At 66.2% G+C, this 17,634-nt stretch carries 14 protein-coding genes and 1 tRNA gene; 6 read left to right on the forward strand and 9 right to left on the reverse strand.

Annotated features, from left to right (window positions below):
- Window positions 1-54: 54 nt before the first annotated feature.
- The 4 genes from MNQ99_RS04070 to MNQ99_RS04085 all read right to left on the reverse strand — a co-directional run bounded on the left by MNQ99_RS04070 (window position 55) and on the right by MNQ99_RS04085 (window position 5,111).
- Window positions 55-1,212: an FAD-dependent oxidoreductase gene (locus tag MNQ99_RS04070; RefSeq protein WP_241914538.1), complete on the reverse strand. Its 1,158-nt coding sequence runs from the start codon at window positions 1,210-1,212 to the stop codon at window positions 55-57.
- Between the two features lie 117 nt (window positions 1,213-1,329).
- Window positions 1,330-1,406 (reverse strand) — tRNA-Pro (locus MNQ99_RS04075).
- Window positions 1,407-1,509: 103 nt separating this feature from the next.
- On the reverse strand, window positions 1,510-3,318 hold the full coding sequence (locus MNQ99_RS04080; RefSeq protein ID WP_241914539.1) for an ABC transporter ATP-binding protein: 1,809 nt from the start codon (window positions 3,316-3,318) through the stop codon (window positions 1,510-1,512).
- Window positions 3,315-5,111, reverse strand: coding sequence for an ABC transporter ATP-binding protein (locus MNQ99_RS04085; RefSeq protein WP_241914540.1), 1,797 nt, complete (start codon window positions 5,109-5,111; stop codon window positions 3,315-3,317). The genes MNQ99_RS04080 and MNQ99_RS04085 overlap by 4 nt, the downstream gene beginning before the upstream one ends.
- A gap of 165 nt (window positions 5,112-5,276) precedes the next feature.
- Here MNQ99_RS04085 and MNQ99_RS04090 point away from each other — a divergent pair, with 165 nt between their 5' ends.
- Complete coding sequence (locus MNQ99_RS04090) at window positions 5,277-5,912, forward strand: hypothetical protein (protein ID WP_241914541.1); 636 nt, start codon at window positions 5,277-5,279, stop codon at window positions 5,910-5,912.
- A 206-nt stretch (window positions 5,913-6,118) separates the two neighbouring features.
- Window positions 6,119-7,867, forward strand: coding sequence for a DUF222 domain-containing protein (locus MNQ99_RS04095; RefSeq protein WP_241914542.1), 1,749 nt, complete (start codon window positions 6,119-6,121; stop codon window positions 7,865-7,867).
- A 63-nt stretch (window positions 7,868-7,930) separates the two neighbouring features.
- Here MNQ99_RS04095 and MNQ99_RS04100 read toward each other — a convergent pair whose 3' ends face one another.
- Together MNQ99_RS04100 and MNQ99_RS04105 are read right to left on the reverse strand one after the other, a co-directional pair.
- Window positions 7,931-8,917 carry a metallophosphoesterase gene (locus MNQ99_RS04100; RefSeq protein ID WP_241914543.1) on the reverse strand — a complete coding sequence of 329 codons (987 nt, stop codon included), beginning with the start codon at window positions 8,915-8,917 and terminating at the stop codon, window positions 7,931-7,933.
- A gap of 2 nt (window positions 8,918-8,919) precedes the next feature.
- Window positions 8,920-11,181, reverse strand: coding sequence for a transglycosylase domain-containing protein (locus MNQ99_RS04105; RefSeq protein WP_241914544.1), 2,262 nt, complete (start codon window positions 11,179-11,181; stop codon window positions 8,920-8,922).
- A 37-nt stretch (window positions 11,182-11,218) separates the two neighbouring features.
- On the opposite strand from MNQ99_RS04105, the gene MNQ99_RS04110 reads away from it, so the two are divergent.
- From MNQ99_RS04110 to MNQ99_RS04120, 3 genes are read left to right on the forward strand one after another with little or no spacing between them, the layout of a single operon-like run.
- Complete coding sequence (locus MNQ99_RS04110; RefSeq protein WP_127512922.1) at window positions 11,219-11,374, forward strand: Sp36 family protein; 156 nt, start codon at window positions 11,219-11,221, stop codon at window positions 11,372-11,374.
- Window positions 11,375-11,376: 2 nt separating this feature from the next.
- The gene (locus MNQ99_RS04115; RefSeq protein WP_241914545.1) at window positions 11,377-11,871 is read left to right on the forward strand and encodes a RidA family protein; all 495 of its coding nucleotides are present in this window, start codon (window positions 11,377-11,379) and stop codon (window positions 11,869-11,871) included.
- Window positions 11,855-12,787: an NUDIX hydrolase gene (locus tag MNQ99_RS04120; protein ID WP_241914546.1), complete on the forward strand. Its 933-nt coding sequence runs from the start codon at window positions 11,855-11,857 to the stop codon at window positions 12,785-12,787. The genes MNQ99_RS04115 and MNQ99_RS04120 overlap by 17 nt, the downstream gene beginning before the upstream one ends.
- Before the next feature lie 86 nt (window positions 12,788-12,873).
- Here MNQ99_RS04120 and MNQ99_RS04125 read toward each other — a convergent pair whose 3' ends face one another.
- Window positions 12,874-13,551: a Crp/Fnr family transcriptional regulator gene (locus MNQ99_RS04125; protein WP_127512919.1), complete on the reverse strand. Its 678-nt coding sequence runs from the start codon at window positions 13,549-13,551 to the stop codon at window positions 12,874-12,876.
- Between the two features lie 252 nt (window positions 13,552-13,803).
- Between MNQ99_RS04125 and MNQ99_RS04130 the strand changes: the two genes are divergently transcribed.
- On the forward strand, window positions 13,804-14,988 hold the full coding sequence (locus MNQ99_RS04130; protein ID WP_241915263.1) for a MarP family serine protease: 1,185 nt from the start codon (window positions 13,804-13,806) through the stop codon (window positions 14,986-14,988).
- A gap of 11 nt (window positions 14,989-14,999) precedes the next feature.
- Here MNQ99_RS04130 and aroQ read toward each other — a convergent pair whose 3' ends face one another.
- Window positions 15,000-15,452 carry a type II 3-dehydroquinate dehydratase gene (aroQ, locus tag MNQ99_RS04135; protein ID WP_241914547.1) on the reverse strand — a complete coding sequence of 151 codons (453 nt, stop codon included), beginning with the start codon at window positions 15,450-15,452 and terminating at the stop codon, window positions 15,000-15,002.
- Between the two features lie 133 nt (window positions 15,453-15,585).
- Window positions 15,586-17,565, reverse strand: coding sequence for an acetate--CoA ligase (gene acs, locus MNQ99_RS04140; protein ID WP_241914548.1), 1,980 nt, complete (start codon window positions 17,563-17,565; stop codon window positions 15,586-15,588).
- Between the last annotated feature and the right edge of the window lie 69 nt (window positions 17,566-17,634).

Genomic DNA, 17,634 nt, shown 5'->3' on the forward strand with positions numbered 1-17,634 from the left:
TCCAGTACGCGCGCGGGCATCCGTCAATGGTGCGGTCAGCTGGTGCGTGACGGATTAGCTTTTAACGCGGCCGACGACGTCGTCCAACTGCCGGTACACCAGTGCCTGCGGCAACATGCTGATCATCGAGCGCTGGAGTTTTTGCTTCCACGGCTTCTGCTCCCGGGCCATGCTGGCCATTTTGCGTGAGCCCTTCACCACCTTGGCCGTGTGAGGTGCCCGCGCCTGTTCGTAGCTGCGCAGGGCGCTGGTGATGTTCCAATCCGCGGCGAGTGCATCGGCCAGTGCGACGGCGTCCTCGAGGGCCTGGCCCGCACCTTGGCCGAGGAACGGCAGCATGGGGTGTGCGGCGTCGCCGACCAGCGTGGCATGGCTGCCGGACCAAGCCAGGACCGGCTTCCGGTCGAAGAGCTCGTGGGCCATGATGTCTTGGCTCTTGGTGGCGAGGATGACCCCCCGGATGGCCGGGTGCCAACTGTCGAAGCGCTGCAGCGCCAGGGTACGCCAGAGGACGTCGCCGTCCTGCGCCAATGCCGCATTCGGCATGGTGGCATACCAGTAGACCAGCCCGCCGGGCAGCGGGACCATGCCGAAGACCTCTCCGTTGCCCCAGGATTCACCCCACGGGAGCCATTCGGGATCAAGATCGCCGATGGGGCAGACGGCTCGCATCGCGGTGATGCCGGAGGCACGAGGGGCACCGTCGCCCACCAGATCGTGCCGGACCAGCGAGCGCAGGCCGTCGGCGCCGATCACCAGGTCGGCGTGCATGTTGCCACCATTGTTCAGCATGACGGTGCCGCCGTGCGGATCGCGGCGGAACTTCACTGCCTGCAGGCCCAGGTGGACGGTGTTGACGTACAGCGAGTCGTTCAGCAGCGTGGTGAGGTCCGAGCGGTGGATCGCCCGCAGGGGGTGGCCGTACCGGTGGCGCATGTCATCGCTGCTGAAGCTGGCGAGCACGTTGCCGAACTGGTCGTGGGAGCTGCCGCCGACCGGGAGCGAGGCGTCCTGGAAGGCGCCGAGCAAACCGAGGCGCTCCAAGGCGCGCGTCCCGTTCGCCCAGATGGTTATTCCGGTACCCATCGGCTGCAGCGTTCCGGAGCGCTCGACCACATGGACTTTCCAGCCGGTTCGCTGCAAGGCCCGCGCAGTGGCGAGCCCGGCGATTCCGGCCCCTACGATGAGCGCCGAGCGCTGCTGTGAAGCCATGGGTCCATACTTCCCGCTTTAGGGGCGGGTTCACAACTTCCCGGCGGTACAAATCGGGTTGGGGAGGAGGAAAAGCAAGAACTCCCGCCGCTCCGGAGAGCAGCGGGAGTTCTTATCTGGTCGGGGTGACAGGATTTGAACCTGCGACCTCGTCGTCCCGAACGACGCGCGCTACCAAGCTGCGCCACACCCCGATACCGGTGCCCCGCCGTCGTTATGATAACCGCGAAAGCAACTGTTCAAGGATAGCGGAGACAGGTCCGAAACGAGAAATCGGCGTCCGGCCACCCGCCGGGATCAGATCAGTGAATCCTTCCACGCGGCGTGCAGCTGCGCGAAGCGGCCGCTGCCGGCGATCAGCTCTGCGGGGGACCCGTCCTCCACCACCCGGCCGTCATGGATCACCAGCACGCGGTCGGCAATCTCCACGGTGGACAGTCGGTGCGCGATGATCAGCGCGGTGCGGTTGCCGAGCAGCGTCTGCAGGCCTTCCTGGACCTGGCGCTCGCTCGGGACGTCCAGCGAGGCGGTGGCTTCATCCAGGATCAGCACGGCGGGATCCGCCAGGAACGCGCGGGCGAAGGAGACCAGCTGCCGCTGGCCGGCGGAGACGCGACCGCCGCGCTTGTTCACGTCGGTGTCGTAGCCCTCCGGCAGGGACAGGATGAACTCGTGGGCGCCGACGGCGCGGGCGGCATCTTCGATTTGCCCGCGGCTGGCCTGCGGGTTGCCCAGGGCGATGTTCTCCGCGACGCTGCCGCTGAACAGGAATGCCTCTTGCGTCACCATGACGACGGCGCGGCGCAGGTCCTCGTTGGACAGCTGCCGCAGCTCCACGCCGTCCAGGGTGAGCGAGCCCGAGGTCAGGTCGTAGAAGCGGGCGATCAGCTTGGCGACCGTGGACTTGCCGGCTCCGGTCTGACCGACGACGGCGACGGTCTGGCCGGCGGGAATGTCCAGGTTCAGCTGCGGCAGCACCAGCCGCCCGTCGCCGTAGCCGAAGACCGCGTCGCGGAACCGGATTGCGCCCCGGGCGTTCTTGAGCGGAACAGGAGTTGCCGGCGGGACCACGGTGGGTTCCTCCTCCAGCAACCCGGAGACTTTTTCCAGCGCCGACGAGGCAGATTGGAACGAACTGTAGAACATGGCGATCTGTTCGGTGGGGCGGAAGACCTGCTTGGTGGCCAGCAGCACCGCCACCAGCGTGCCGATGGCAAGGTCGCCGTCCAGCACGCGGAAGCCGCCGATCAGCAGCACCGCGGCCACGGTCAGGTTGCCGATGCCGTTCAATGCCGGCTGGAGCACGCCGAAGTACTTGATGTTCCGCAGGGTGGCACGGCGGTAGTTGCCGGCCAGCTCGTCGAACCGTGCGGCGTTGTCCCGCTCGCGGCGGAAGGCCTTGACCGCCCGGATGCCGGTCATGGTTTCCACGAAGTGCACGATCAGCCGGGCCGAGACCACCCGGGACGCGCGGTTCGCCAGCTCCGAACCCTTCTGGTACCACCGGGTGACGAAGGCGATGGGAATGGCGGCGATCAGGATGATCACGCCGCTCTTCCAGTCCAGGCCCACGATGCTGATGGCAGTGAAGAGCATGAACATCACCCCGGAGGTCAGCTGGGTGACGCCGTTGTCCAGCAGCTCCCGCAGCGCCTCCAGATCAGAGGTCTGCCGGGAGATGATCCGGCCGGAGGTGTAGGTTTCGTGAAACTCCAGACTGAGCCGCTGGGTGTGCCGGAAAACCCGCACGCGCAGGGCCAGCAGCATGGCCTGGCTGAGCCGGGCGGTGACGTAGGTGTAGGCGGCCAGCAGCGAGCCGCCGGCGACCGCGATGGCCGCGTAGGCGGCGCCTACCAGCACCAGCGGGGCAGCGTCGCCGCCGGTCAAGGCCGGCAGGGCGTTGTTGATGCCGAAGGCCACCAGCACCGGGCCAGCCGCGCGGGCGGCATTGCTGACCACCACCAGCACTACGGACAGCGCGAACAGCCGCCGGTGCGGGGAGACCAGTTCGCCCAACAGGTGCAGCGACCGCCGGCGGACGGCTTTGCGGTCGGCCTTGTCCAGGTTGATGTTGTCTTCGCCGGCGACTCCGGTCATGGAACTCATCGGGATTCCTTCGCGTCCAGGACGTCTTCGACGGAGGGCTCGGCCGCCAGCGAGGCGATCACGTAGCGGTAGTGTTCGTTAGCCCGCAGCAGTTCGGAGTGGGTCCCGACGGCGGCGATGCGCCCGTGCTGCAGCAACGCCACCCGGTCCGCCAGCGCCACGGTTGAGGGCCGGTGGGCCACAATCAGGGTCGTCGTACCCTGCAGTTCTTCGCGCAGCCGCTGCGTCACCGCTTCTTCGGTCCGCACATCCAGGGCCGAGAGTGGGTCGTCCAGCACCAGCACGGCAGGACGGGCCGCGATGGCCCGGGCGAGCGCGATCCGCTGCCGCTGCCCGCCGGAAAGGCTCAGCCCTTCCTCACCGATCTTCGTCTCCACCCCGTGCGGCAGATCGTAGGCGAACCGGGCTTGTGCCACCTCGAGCGCGCGGGCCAGCAGCTCGTCCGGGTTTTCGCCGCCGGGCCGGGCGCCCAGCAGCACATTCTCCCGGACCGAGGTGGAGAACAGTGTGGAGTCTTCGAAGGCCACCGACACGTGGCTGCGCAGTTCGGTGAGCGGGAAGCGGCGGATGTCCGTACCGTCCAGGAACACGGCGCCGTCGGAAACGTCATACAGCCGGGGGACCAACTGCAGCAGCGTGCTCTTGCCCGAGCCGGTCACGCCCACCAGTGCCATGGTCTCGCCGGCGCGTACGTGCAGGTCCACGCCGTCGAGGACCGGTGCCGTGCCGGGCGCGGCGTCCGGATAGCGAAAGACCAAGCCGGCCAGGCGCAGGTCCCCGCTGACGGAGCCCGCCCGCCGCGGTTCTTCCGGATCCGTGATGGTGTTTTCCGTGTCCATCACATCGAAGTGCCGGTCCAGGGCCGTCTTGGCCGTCAGCGTCATGCCCATCAGGGATCCGATCGCTTCCACCGGCCCGGCCACCACTGCCGCGGTGGCAAAGAAGGCGACCAGCTCGCCCACGGTCATGTGTCCGCCGGCTACTTGGATGATGCCGATGACCAGGGCGGCGCCCAGCACCAGGTCCGGCAGGGAAACAACGGTGGCCAGGAACTTGGACAGCGTGCGGGCTTTGGCCAGTTCGGTCTGGCGTAGTTCTTCCGCCTGCCCGTGGAAGTTGTCCAAGGCGTACGGGCCCCGGCCGAAAGCCTTGAGTACGCGGATGCCGTGCACCGATTCCTCCACCGTGGTGGCCAGGTCTCCGGCCTGGTCCTGGCTGAGCCGGGAGGAGGCACCGAATGCCGTGCGGAAGCGGAACCCCTGCCAGATAAGCGGCACGGCAGCGGCCAAAAAGATCAGTCCCAGCAGTTGGTTCAGCGCGAACATCAACGCCAGGCCCACGGCCACCGTCACGAAGGAGACCACCAGCATCAGCGATCCGAACGCCAGCCAGCGGCGGATCAGCCCCAGGTCGGCCATCGCCCGGGAAAGCAACTGGCCCGACCCCCACCGGTCGTGGAAGGCGGCCGGCAAGTGCTGCACATGCTTGTAGAGGCGGGTGCGCATGCCCATCTCCACATCCGTGGCCGGCGCGATCGCGAAAACCCGCCGCAGGTACACCAGGCCCGCTTCGGCCAGGCCCAGCACGGCAATGACGACGGCGGGGCCCCAGACTTCGGAAGGATCGCCTCCGGTGTGGATGGTGTCGACGAGCCCGCGGAGCACCTGCGGAATGGCCAACGCCACGAGGCTGGCACCGAGGGCACTGAAGAATCCCATAATCAGCCGGGGCAGGATGGGCCGTACATAGTCCTTGAGCCTGGCAATGGTCCGCCAGAGGGAAAGCTCAGTCATTTCATCGATTCATCGGATGTGTTCGTCAGTGGTGCCTTGTGCACCGCAGCAACCATCCTAACGAGCCACGTGAGGCGCCGGTCACCCAGATGGTGCCTGCGGTGATGCACCTGCTCCAGCGGTAGTGCTTGGTAGTGTTGGCGAAACCGTTCACCAGGGGAGCGCATGGCACTGATCGAGGCATTCAGCAGCGTTGATACAGTCGTGATTTGGGTGCTCCTCCCACTGTTGAGAATGCTGACGGTGCTACTGCTGGCGCTGCGGAAACGGGCAGGCTGGCTGGTGCTGTTGGTGGAACCGGCCGGGGCTCTGGTTTGGATGGCGGCGAGCGGCGGGTTCAGCTTCGCATTCCTGCTGCTACCGGCGGTTGCAATGTACGGCTGGTGGCGGTGGGGCAAGCGCGCGGCCGACGGGTTTCCTGCCGTGCATTCTGCGCAGCGGGAGGATTGGCTTGCCGCGGCTGCATTCGTTGTGCTGACAGTTGTGGTCGACTGCATCCAGACCCTGCCGATGATGATGATGCACATGACGGGCGTGTCCGTGATAGTCCAGACGCTGTTGGTCAACGCCCTCACCATGCTGCTGTATTTTGGCCTGGCGCGTGGAGTGGTTGAGGCGTGGTGGCTCGGCATCGTCCTGTCGCTGATGGGGCTGACCAATGCCATCGCAACCCCGGGCTCAGCGGGCCCGGGAGTCATCTGGTTGCTGGAGGGACTGACCATGACCGTGCTGTCCGGGCTGCTCTACCTTTTCGGTTGGTTCCGATGGCGGGCCGCGCGTGCTCAGACAACCGTTTCCTAATTGTGCTCGCCGGCGGTAACTCCGACGGCCTCAGACGAAGCCCGTCGCCTAGCAAGTCTCGGTGCGCCGTCGGAGGCTTTCTTGTGCGGTAGCCCTAAAACTCGGGCTCGCTCTGCTCGCGAGGGTCCCGGCGCCGGTGCAGACTACTCCTACACATTTGCGGACTTTCGCTAGGGGTCGAAGCTGTGTGCGAATAAAATTGTGGTATGGCGCTTGCAGCGATGGAACGGACCGAGGAGACGGCAACGTCTCTGGCAGAGGTGCGCGCCATGCTCCAGGACATTGCTGACCGCTTCGTGGCGGAAGCGCCGTTGCTGTCCTCCCGGGATCTGGCCAACAGGGTGGTGGCGGTCGAGGACGTTTCGAAGACCCTGGAATACCTGCAGGCGGCGGGCGCGCATGCCGTGGAGCGCGCCGACCTTGCCGCCAATGGGGAATCCGCCGCCCGCACCACAGCCTTCGCCGATTACTGCGCTCCCGGGATGGCGGGGGAGTGGGCTGATCCGGCCGCAGCCATCACCGCGGGCGGCGGAGAGCTCCCCGAGAGTGCTGACGGCCCCGGCATTTCTGATGGTGCTGGGCCGGAGAAACGGCAGCGCCGCCGCAAGACCGAATTCCCTAACAACGCCGAGTACCTGCGCTCGCGGCTGGGCATCAGCATCGTTGAAGCGCGGCGGCGGCTGCGGGTCGGCAAGGCCGTGAGTGCCCCGGCCAGGCTGGACGGCGGAGCCGGTATCCCGGATCTGCCAGTACTGGCAGACCCCATGGCCCGTGGGGACGTCAGCGGCCAAGACGCGGCCCTCATTACCGATTCCCTCGGCCGGGCCCGTCACGCCGCTGATCCCGGGACCCTGGAGGCGATGGAAGCCTCGCTGGTCGCCCAGGCCATTGAAACTGACACCGACACGCTGGCGATGGTCGCCAAGACCTGGGAAACAGCCGTGGACCAGGACGGTGCGGAACCTTCCGAAGAGGAGTTGCGGGCCCGGCAGGGCATGTTCTACCGCGGGCGCCGGCGAGGCTTGCACCAGTTCGTCATCAACACCACCGACGACCAGTACGAACTCCTCGCCACGGTGATGAACAGCGCCGCGAACCCGCGCATCCGCCCGGAAGCCATCGAAGCGGCAGCAACCGGCCCCGGTCAGGGAGGCATCGGTGACGGCGCCGCCAACACAGACAATCCCGACGCAGATACAGCCGCTGCGGACCACGACTCCAAAGGCATGGCTCCCGAGGACGCGGTCCCAGAGGGCACTGACTCCGACGGGATAGTTCCCGAAGGTGTCGATCCCGTGGTCCTAACGGGTCTTGATCAGTTCACCCGGGCGCAGAAACTTCTGGCAGGCCTGATCGGTGCCTGCCGGATCGCCCTGAACGTTGACAAGCTCCCGGAATCCGGCGGGCTGCGCACGCAGATGATCGTCACCAGCGGGTATGAACAACTCGCCGGGCTGCTCTCGGGCGGCGGCAGTGCCGTCTACAACGGGTCGCTCTCGGCTAAAACGGTGCGCCGGATGGCCTGCGATGCTGACATCATTCCCGCGGTCCTCGGCTCCGAGGGCGAGGTCCTGGACCTGGGCAGGTCCCAACGCTTTTTCAGCCGGGCCATCCGCAAGGCGCTGATAGCGCGGGACAAAGGTTGTGCCTTTCCTGGCTGCACCATGCCCGCACTTTGGACCGAGGCACACCACATCGTGCCCTGGTGGGCCGGCGGCCGGACGGACGTCAACAACGGCGTTTGTCTTTGCGGCGCGCACCACGACCTGATCGAGCAAGGCAACTGGGAAATCAACGTCCTCCAAGACATCCCCTGGTTCACCCCGCCCGACTACATCGATCCCCGCCGCAAACCGCTCCGAAACACGTACTGGCAAACCCAGGTTCCGGTCCGGCCGTTGCCGCCCCGGGCCGCGAACGGGACGGCAGCGGGCGCACGCCGCAAGGTGAGGTGAATCGTGCGCCGCCAATCGGCAACGCGGTGCTTTCTAGAAGCGGCAGCGCTATGACCTGAACGCTCAGCCGAGCCGGAGCCCTCCGGCGGGGGCGCCACCGGCGGTGGCGGACGGTGAAGGCGTCAGCGTCAGCAGCACTGCTTCCGGGCGGCATGCGAACCGGATCGGAGCCAGCCGGGACGTTCCCAAACCTGCCGAGACGTTCAACGGGACGCTGCGCCCCTGATAATCCCAGTACGTCAGGCCACGGGCGCGCCAAGTCGGCAGATCGCAGTTGCTGATCAGGGCCCCGTAACCGGGCAGGCAGACTTGGCCTCCGTGAGTATGTCCGGCGAGGATCAAATCGGCGTTACCCGCGGTGAACTGGTCCAACACACGCTGGTACGGCGCGTGCGCCACGGCGATGCGTAGATGGGCTGCGCTGTCCGCAGAACTGGAGCCGTTGGGAAAGCCCACGTACCGGTCACGCTGCAGGTGCGGATCGTCCACGCCGGTGAAGTCCAAACGCACTCGGCCCACTACCAACGACTGGTTCCTGTTGGTCAAATCAATCCAGCCGGCGGTGCCGAAAGCGGCGTGCATTTCGCGCCATGGAAGCTCCCGTGAACTGTAGTCCTCGGGCTGTTTCGACGGTCCGGTGAGGTAGGAGAACGGGTTTTTCATCACCGGGGCGTAGTAGTCGTTGGAGCCGGGAACGAAAACCCCCGGCACGTCCATCAGTGGAGCCAACGAGTCCAGCAGGGGCTTCACTGCTTGGCGGTGGCTGAGGTTGTCACCGGTGTTGACCACCAGATCGGGTTCCAGTGCAACCAGTCGCCGCAGCCACTTCTGCTTGAGCGTCTGTCCGGGCGTCATATGGATATCGGCCAGGTGCAGGATCTTCAGCGGCCGCTGCCCGGCCGGCAGGATGGGCAGCGTTTCTTCGCGCAGTCCGAAGAGGTTGCGCTCGATGACCGAGCCGTAAACGAGCGCGGCCCCGCCCGCGGCAGCAGCCCCAAGGGCCAGCTTGCCTGCGGTGCGGAGCCGTGCTCGCAGCGCTTCAGCGTCCACGGTCAGTCATCGCTCCCGTTGCGGTTTCCGTTGCCGCCGCCGTTGTCGGAGCCGCCTCCGTTGCCGTTGCCGTTGTCCGAGTCGCCGGAGTCGTTGTCGGAGTCACCGCCGCCGTCATTGTCGCCGGAATCCGAGCTCTTCTTATCGTCGGTCTCGACCTTCTTGGGCTGCGGCGGATAGAGCATGCTGCTGGGTGCGGAGCCGAAGCCACCGGTCTTGTACAACCCCGCGACCTTCTCCATGTAGCCGGTCCACTGGCCACCGGCGATGGTCGCGCCGTCAACATAGCTGCGGGTCACGCCGTTGATCGGGATGTTGTTGATCGACTTGTAAGCGTGGGGGTTGCCCACCCAGGAAGCAGTGGAGATGCCCTTGGTGTAGCCCACGGTCCAGGTGTACTCGGACTTGTCCGTGGTACCGGTCTTGGCAGCGGCGGGAACACCGATCGGGTGGATCGCTCCGAGCCGCAGGTTGACCAGGTTTTCCAGCGGGACGCTGACGGCGGCGGCGACGTCTTCGGAGATCGCCCGGTCACAGGACTTCTTCGGGACCTTGTACTTGTTGCCCGCGGCGTCCGTGACGGAGGCCAGCGCGATCGGCTTGCAGTACACACCGCCGTTGGCGAATGCCGCGAAGGAGGCGGCCATTGTCATCGGGGACACGTTGGTCGTGCCAATGATGAAGGACGGGTGCTCGATGCTGATCGGCTCTTTGTCCGTGGCCGTGCGTACCCCAAGCCGGGTAGCAGCGTCCTGGATGTCGCACAGGTCCAACTGCGCGGCCATTGCGGCTGTGGCGGAGTTGATCGACCAGGTCAGGCCTTGGCTGGCGGTCATGCTGCGCTCGTAGCCGGGCAGTGCGTTCTTGAACGGCCACTCGCTGAACCAGGCGTCCGGCGGCAGGCAGCTGGCCTTCCACGGGTATTGCGCCGGGTACTCGGTGCGGCGGGCATCGACCGAGGCATTAAGCGCCTTGCCGGCTTCCAGCCAGGCGACGGTGGTGTAGGGCTTCATCGTGGAGCCGGGCTGCCAGCCGTTGCCGCCGCCCATATCAGCGTCCACGTTGTAATTCAGCTCCGTGTTGGCCGCCCCGTCTTCCGGGCTGTATTTGGTGTTCTGGGCCATCATCAGGATCTTGCCGGTGCCCGGCTCAACCGAAACCATGGAAGATCCGACACCGGACTTATCGCCCTTCGGGACTTCCTGCTCGATCTGCTTCTGGGCTTCCTTCTGGAGGCGGGAGTCGAGCGTGGTCTTGATGGTCAGGCCGCCGCGGGCCAGCAGCTTGGCGCGTTCGGTGGAGTCCTTCCCGAAGGCGTCCGACTGCATGATCGCGTGCTGGACGTAGCTGCAGAAGTAATCGGCGAAGTTGGCCGCCACACAGCCGGAACGGACGGGCTTGAGGTTGAGATCCAGGTCGGTGGCGACGGCTTCGTCGTATTCCGCCTTGGTGATCTTGCCTGCGCTGAGCATGGCCGCCAGCACGGTGTTGCGCCGCTCCAGTGTGGCCTCTGGGTTGTTCACCGGGTTGAAGTAGTTCGGCGACTGCACCATGCCGGCCAGCATGGCCGACTGCGGAATGGTCAGTTTCGCGGCGGAAACGCCGAAGAACGTCTTGGCAGCGGCTTCAATCCCGTACACCTGGCCGCTGAACAGCACAATGTTCAGGTAGCCCTGCAGGATCTCTTCCTTGCTGAATTCCTTCTCGACGGCGATGGCCAGCTTCGCCTCGCGGAGCTTGTCGCCAATGTCCTTGGTGCCGCTGATGGTCAGCTCGTCGGCTCCCTTGCCCGCGGACGCACCGGCGTCGATCAGGACGTTGTTCACGTACTGCATGGTCAACGTGGACGCTCCCTGCAGGTCTCCGCCCGCCAAGTTGGTCACGGCCGCACGCATGATGCCCTGGGGATCCACGCCGTTGTGCTCGTAGAAGCGCACGTCCTCGATGGAGGTGATGGCGTTCTGCATATGCGGGGAAACCTTGTCCAGACTGACCGGGACGCGGTTTTCGGCGTAGAACGTAGCGATCAGTTTGCCGTCGGAGGAAAGGATCCGCGACGGCTGGGACAGCGGCTGCGTCTGGAGTTCGTCCGGCAGCTGGTCGAAGTACTCGATCGAGGAGGTCGCTCCGACACCGGCTACGGCAGCGGCCGGGACCAGCAGTCCTGCGGCGAGCACGCCACAGAGCGCACTGATACCCAGGAAGCCAACGATCTTGCCGAGGGTGGTCGCAGTGTCGAAGAAGGGGGATTTGCGAGCGGCCATGGGGTCCACTTTACAAGCAAGCGCTAGGCTTTCATTCATGACCAAATGGGAATACGCGACAATTCCGCTCATTATCCACGCGACCAAGCAGATTCTTGACCAGTGGGGCGACGACGGCTGGGAGCTCGTCCAGGTGTTCCCTGGCCCGAACGGGACCAACCCGGTCGCCTATTTGAAGAGGGAGAAGCAGTAGCCATGAGCGGAACGACCGAAGCCCGGATGTCCGCCGTCGAAGAGCGGCTCGCCGGCCTGGGCCTGTCTGTACCGGAGGTCGCTGCTCCGGTGGCCGCCTACGTGCCGGCGGTAGTGACAGGAAACTACGTCTACACCTCCGGGCAGTTGCCGTTTGTCAAGGGAGAACTGCCGGCTGTGGGCAAGGTGGGCGACGGAGCCGGCCTGGTCAGCGCCGAGGAGGCCAAGAAGCTGGCTGCGACGGCCGCGGTGAATGCGCTGGCAGCGGTCAAGAGCGTCATCGGCGACTTGGACCGGATCACCCGGATCGTCAAGGTTGTAGGTTTCGTTGCGTCCGATCCCGCCTTCACCGGCCAGCCGGGCGTGATCAACGGGGCGTCCGAGCTGCTGGGACAAGTTCTCGGCGACGCCGGCGCCCACGCGCGCTCCGCCGTCGGCGTGGCAGTGCTGCCGCTGGATTCGCCGGTTGAGGTAGAACTGATTGCCGAATTCAGCTAGTCCGCTTCGAGAGGAGCAACGGCTGTTCCCACTGGCTCCGGACCAACTGGGGGCGGCCCACAGCTGGTTCGAGCACGGGGAACGCTCACCGCGGAAGCCGCGCCTGGCGTCCTCCGTGGTCTTGGTCCGGGACGGGGCTGCCGGCACGGAAACCTACCTCGGATACCGTTCGGGCTCCTCTCCTTTGGGCACTGTGGCGTTTCCCGGCGGCAGCGTGGACGATGCCGACGGCGAGCCCGTCACCTGGTTCGGGCCGTCGCCGGCTAAGTGGGCCGAGACGATGGGGATCAACGACCTTCGCGTTGCCCAGGGGCATGTGGTGGCCGCAATCCGCGAGCTGTTCGAGGAAACCGGTGTGCTGTTGGCCGGCCCTGACGAGTCCAGCTTGCCGGAATCAACCTCCGGCGCCGACTGGATGCGTACCCGCGAGGCGGTGGCCGGACAGGAAAAGTCTTTCGCCGAGGCACTTTCCCGGCGTGGGCTGGGTGTGCGCACTGATTTGCTCAAGCCGCTGTCCAACTGGCTGAGCCCGGACTTCGCCCACCGCCGCTTCGACACGCGCTATTTCGCGGCCGCCCAGCCGGCCAACCAGCGGCCGTCCCTGCTGGAGAGCAAGGGCGTGTGGGCCGCCTGGCTGTCGGCGCAGGAGCTGATGGCGGGGCGGGAAACCACGGCGTTGGGCGATCTGGTGGATCAGCCGGACACCCGGGGACTCACGTTCAGCGAAGTGACGTCGCCGGCGGTAGAGATCATCGTCGAGAAGATCGCGTCGGCCCGCGGCTGCATTGCCTACCTCTCCCACAAACGTCCGCAGCGGATCTACCACCCGGAGCTGGTTCTGGTGGATGGCGTGCCCATGCTGCAGGTTGTGGCCAGCGCCGCTGCCGAGGGCGGAGCCGTTCAGCGGGGGCGCTGAGCGAACTGTCCATCACCACGCAGCCAGTACGACGGCGGGGGCCCACCTTAAGGTGAGCCCCCGCCGTCGTACTTTTCAGTGGAGAATCAGCGAGAACGCTGGCGCAGACGCTGGATGTCCAGGATGACCACGGCGCGTGCTTCCAGGCGCAGCCAGCCGCGCTGGACGAACTCGGCCAGGGCCTTGTTCACGGTTTCACGGGAGGCGCCAACCAGCTGGGCCAGCTCTTCCTGGGTCAGCTCGTGCGCCACCAGGATGCCGTCCGTGGCCGGGCGGCCGAAGCGGTCGGCCAGATCCAGCAGGGCCTTGGCCACACGGCCCGGAACGTCGGAGAAGACAAGGTCGGCCAGCGAGTCATTGGTGCGGCGGAGGCGGCGCGCCAAGGCCTGCAGCAGTTGCGCCGAAACCTCGGGACGGGTCTCCAGCAACCCGCGCAGGTTCTCGTTCTTCAGTCCGGCCAGGCGGGTTTCGGAAACAGCCGTTGCCGAGGTGCTGCGCGGGCTCGGGTCGAACAGGGCCATTTCGCCAAAGAGTTCGCCCGGGCCGAGGATGGCCACCAGGTTCTCGCGGCCGTCGTTGGCAGTGCGGCCCAGCTTGATCTTGCCGGAGACGATGAAATAGAGCTGGTCGCCTTGGTCACCTTCGCGGAACACCGAAGCGCCGCGGGACAGGTCGACCTCGGTCAACTCGTCGGTCAGCGCTGCAAATACGTCGTCGTCAAGGGTGGCAAAAAGAGGTGCGCGGCGAAGGATCTCTACGTCCATGAATTCTCCAAATTTAGTACTGTTCGGCGTCTGTCAGGCTGCTCTCCCGTGGGGGCACTGGCTCCATTTTGCCGTATGTAAAGCGTTTGTGACATCTTCCACAAGGCTTTTCGCTCCCAGAGGACGGGAAAACCGGCGGCGTCGTCGGCCGCGCAGCATCTACCGGAGTGGTCAACGGCCAGACTGCCTGAATAATTCCCACAGGTGGACGGCTTAGACTAGTGCACATCCGACCGCTACGGAGAATGTGTGATTTTCGGCCTGACCATCCTGGACATCGTCCTGCTTCTGATCCTCCTGTCCTACCTGGTTTCAGGCCTGCGCAAGGGGTTTGTGGTCACGCTCGGCGGCATTGTTGGCATCGTCGCCGGAGCGGTGGCGGCCTTCTTCGCGATCCCGCTGGTCAGTCAGTGGGTGCCGGACAGCGGATGGCGGCTCACTGCAACTATCGCCGTGGCGGTGTTGTTGGTGGTGCTGGGTCATGCCCTCGGATCCGGAATCGGCGCCGGCATCCGGCGGCGGATGGACTTCCCGCCGCTGCGGCCGGTGGACCGTTTGCTGGGTGGCGCCATGAACCTGGCCGTGACCGCGCTGGTGATGTCCATGCTGGCGTTCAGCCTGGGCACCATGGGCGTGCCCGTTATTTCCCAGCAGATCGCTGGGTCAAAGGTGATTGCGACCATCGAGCACCTGACCCCGAATCCGGTGAAGGCTTGGGCGGCCCAAGTGCGTTCCGCCGTGGTGGCCGACGGCATCCCGCTGGTGCTCGATCCGCAGGCGCCGCGGGCACCGGCGCAGATCCCCGACGCCAGCACTGACACCGCGGCGCTGAACGAGGCATCGGCATCGGTGCTGCGGATCGCCGGAACGGCCTTCCAATGCGGACAGAACCAGACGGGTTCGGGCTTTGCGGTGGCGCCGAACCGGGTGATGACCAACGCGCACGTAGTGGCCGGCGTCAATGAACCGGTGGTGGAGATCCCGGACGGGCGGGTGCTGCCCGGCCGAGTGGTGTTCTTCGACGCGGTGCGCGATCTGGCGGTGATTGCCGTGGACGACTTGAACGTTCGGCCGCTGCCCTTGGGCGGTGAACTGTCCGAAGGCGACTTCGCTGCCTTCCAGGGCTACCCTGCCGGCGGCCCCTTCCAGAGCAACCCGGCCACCGTCCAAGGCCGATCCCAGGTGCTGGTCCAGAACATCTACGGTGCGGACCCGTCCTCGCTTCAGGTGTACACCCTGGCCGCCGAGGTGAAGCAAGGCAACTCGGGCGGGCCGCTGCTGGACGCCGACGGCAACGTTGCCGGTGTGGTGTTCGCGAAGTCCACCCAGAACGTGCCGGTGGGTTATGCGCTGACGCTGGAAGAGGTCCAACCGGTGGTGGATGCAGCACCTGGCTACCAGGAGACCATCTCCGCCGGCCAGTGCGTGACCCGCTAGAGGCTGTCCGGCTAGAGGACCTCGGCTAGGTATTCGACCGCCAACCGGTAGCCGGCAATGCCTGCGCCCGCGATCACAGCGTCGGCCACACCGGAAATGTAGGAGTGGTGGCGGAACTGTTCGCGCTTGTGGATGTTGGTGATGTGCACTTCCACCACCGGCAGTGCCACACCGGCTAGCGCGTCGCGGAGGGCCACGGAGGTATGGCTGTAGCCCCCCGGGTTGATGATGATCGCATCGGCAGTGTCCCGGGCAGCGTGGACCGCATCGATCAGCGCGCCTTCGTGGTTGGACTGCACGCACTCGGCGCTCCAGCCGTGCGCCGTTGCGGCCTCGGTGGTTAGCTTCTCCACGTCCGCCAATGTTGCGGTGCCATACACCTGGGGCTCGCGCGTGCCGAGCAGGTTCAGGTTGGGGCCGTTCAGGACCAAGAGTCGGCGAGATCCGGGAGTGTCTGCAATCATGCCCTTACTATGCCTCAATCCCGCCGCAGGCGAGATCTCCTGTTACGCGTGGTGTGGCAGTGCAAGGCAACGCCGGGGGGCTTCCCGCCCAGAAGGTGAGCGGGCAGCCCCCGGCGTGTGCCTGGGCTGGGTGTCAGGCCTTCAGCGAGGCAGCGATCTGCTGCATGACGGTGTTGTCGGCCAGGGTGGTGGCGTCGCCGACTTCACGTCCTTCGGCCACGTCCTTGAGCAGCCTGCGCATGATCTTGCCGGACCGGGTCTTGGGCAGTTCCGGCACCACCAGGATGGTGCGCGGCTTCGCGATCGGACCGATCTCCTTGCCGACATGTGCGCGCAGCGTGGCGACGATGTCCGGGTCTTCCGCCGCGTTGCCGCGCAGGATCACGAAGGCGACGACGGCTTCGCCGGTGGTTTCGTCCTTTGCTCCGACGACGGCGGCTTCGGCAACCGCGGGGTGGGAAACGAGGGCTGATTCGATCTCGGTGGTGGAGAGCCGGTGGCCGGAGACGTTCATGACGTCGTCCACCCGGCCGAGCAGCCAGATGTCGCCGTCGTCGTCCTTTTTGGCGCCGTCGCCGGCGAAGTACATGTTCTCGAACCGGGACCAGTAGGTTTCCTTGAACCGTTCCGGGTCGCCCCAGATGCCGCGCAGCATGGCCGGCCACGGCTCACGGATCACCAGGTAGCCGCCATGGCCGGCCGGGACGGAAGCGCCGAGCTCGTCCACCACGTCCACGGCGATGCCCGGCACGGCGACCTGCGCGGAACCGGGCTTGGTGGCGGTGACGCCGGGCAGCGGGGCGATCATGTGTGCGCCGGTCTCGGTCTGCCACCAGGTGTCCACAATGGGTGCCTTGTCGCCGCCGATGACGCGCCGGTACCACATCCAGGCTTCGGGGTTGATGGGCTCGCCCACGGAGCCGAGGACGCGGATGGAGGACAGGTCGTACTTGGCCGGGATGTCGTCGCCCCACTTCATCATGGTGCGGATCGCCGTCGGCGCCGTGTAGAGGATGGAGACCTTGTACTTTTCCACGATCTCCCACCAGCGGCCCTGGTGCGGCGAGTCGGGGGTGCCCTCGTACATGACCTGGGTGGCGCCGTTGATCAGCGGCGCGTACGTGACGTAGGAGTGGCCGGTGACCCAGCCGATGTCGGCGGTGCACCAGAAGACGTCGGTTTCCGGCTTCAGGTCGAAGACAACCTTGTGGGTGTAGGCGCACTGCGTGAGGTAGCCGCCGGTGGTGTGCAGGATGCCCTTGGGGTTTCCGGTGGTGCCGGAGGTGTAGAGGATGAACAGCGGGTGCTCGGCGTCGTGCGGCACCGGGGTGTGCTCCGCGGACGCGGTCTGCACAGTGTCCGCCCACCACTGGTCGCGGCCTTCGTGCCAGTCCACCGGTTCGCCGTTGCGCTTGACCACCACCACGTTGGTCACCGTGTGGCCGGGGGCGGAAAGTGCCTCGTCCACGGCGGGCTTCAGCGGGGAGGGCTTGCCGCGGCGCCAGGTGCCGTCGGCGGTCACCACCAGTTTCGCCTCGGCGTCGTCGATCCGGGAACGCAGCGCATCGGCGGAGAAACCGCCGAACACCACCGAGTGCACGGCGCCGATCCGCGCGCAGGCCAGCATGGTGATCACCGCTTCCGGGATCATCGGCAGGTAGACGGCAACACGGTCGCCCTTGGCCACGCCGAGGGATTCGAACGCGTTCGCAGCCTTCTTCACTTCCTCGGTCAACTGCGCGTAGGTGTAGGTTCGCGTGTCGCCGGGTTCGCCCTCGAAATGGATGGCCACCCGGTCACCCAGACCGTTCTCCACGTGCCGGTCCAGCGCGTTGTAGGCCGCGTTCAGCTCGCCTCCGACGAACCACTTGGCGAAGGGCGCCCCGGACCAGTCCAAGGCCTGAGTGAAGTCCGTGTCCCAGGACAGGACCTCGCGGGCCTGCTTGGCCCAGAACGCCGGCCGGTCCGCCTCGGCTTCCGCGTAGACACCCGGCTTGGCCACCGCTGCCTCAGCGAATTCAGCGCTAGGCGCAAACTTGCGGTTCTCTTGGAGCAGGTTCTCCAAAGCATCGCCGGCGGCGGTGGAAGTCTGCGTTCCGTTGGCTTCAGACATATGAAGGCCCCTTCGTTTTGCTGCGGTCGTTGGCGTGCACCGGCTTTCGTCGGCCGGGCGCATCTGCTG

This window comes from Arthrobacter sulfonylureivorans, from assembly GCF_022637435.1.
GTDB lineage: Bacteria > Actinomycetota > Actinomycetes > Actinomycetales > Micrococcaceae > Crystallibacter > Crystallibacter sulfonylureivorans.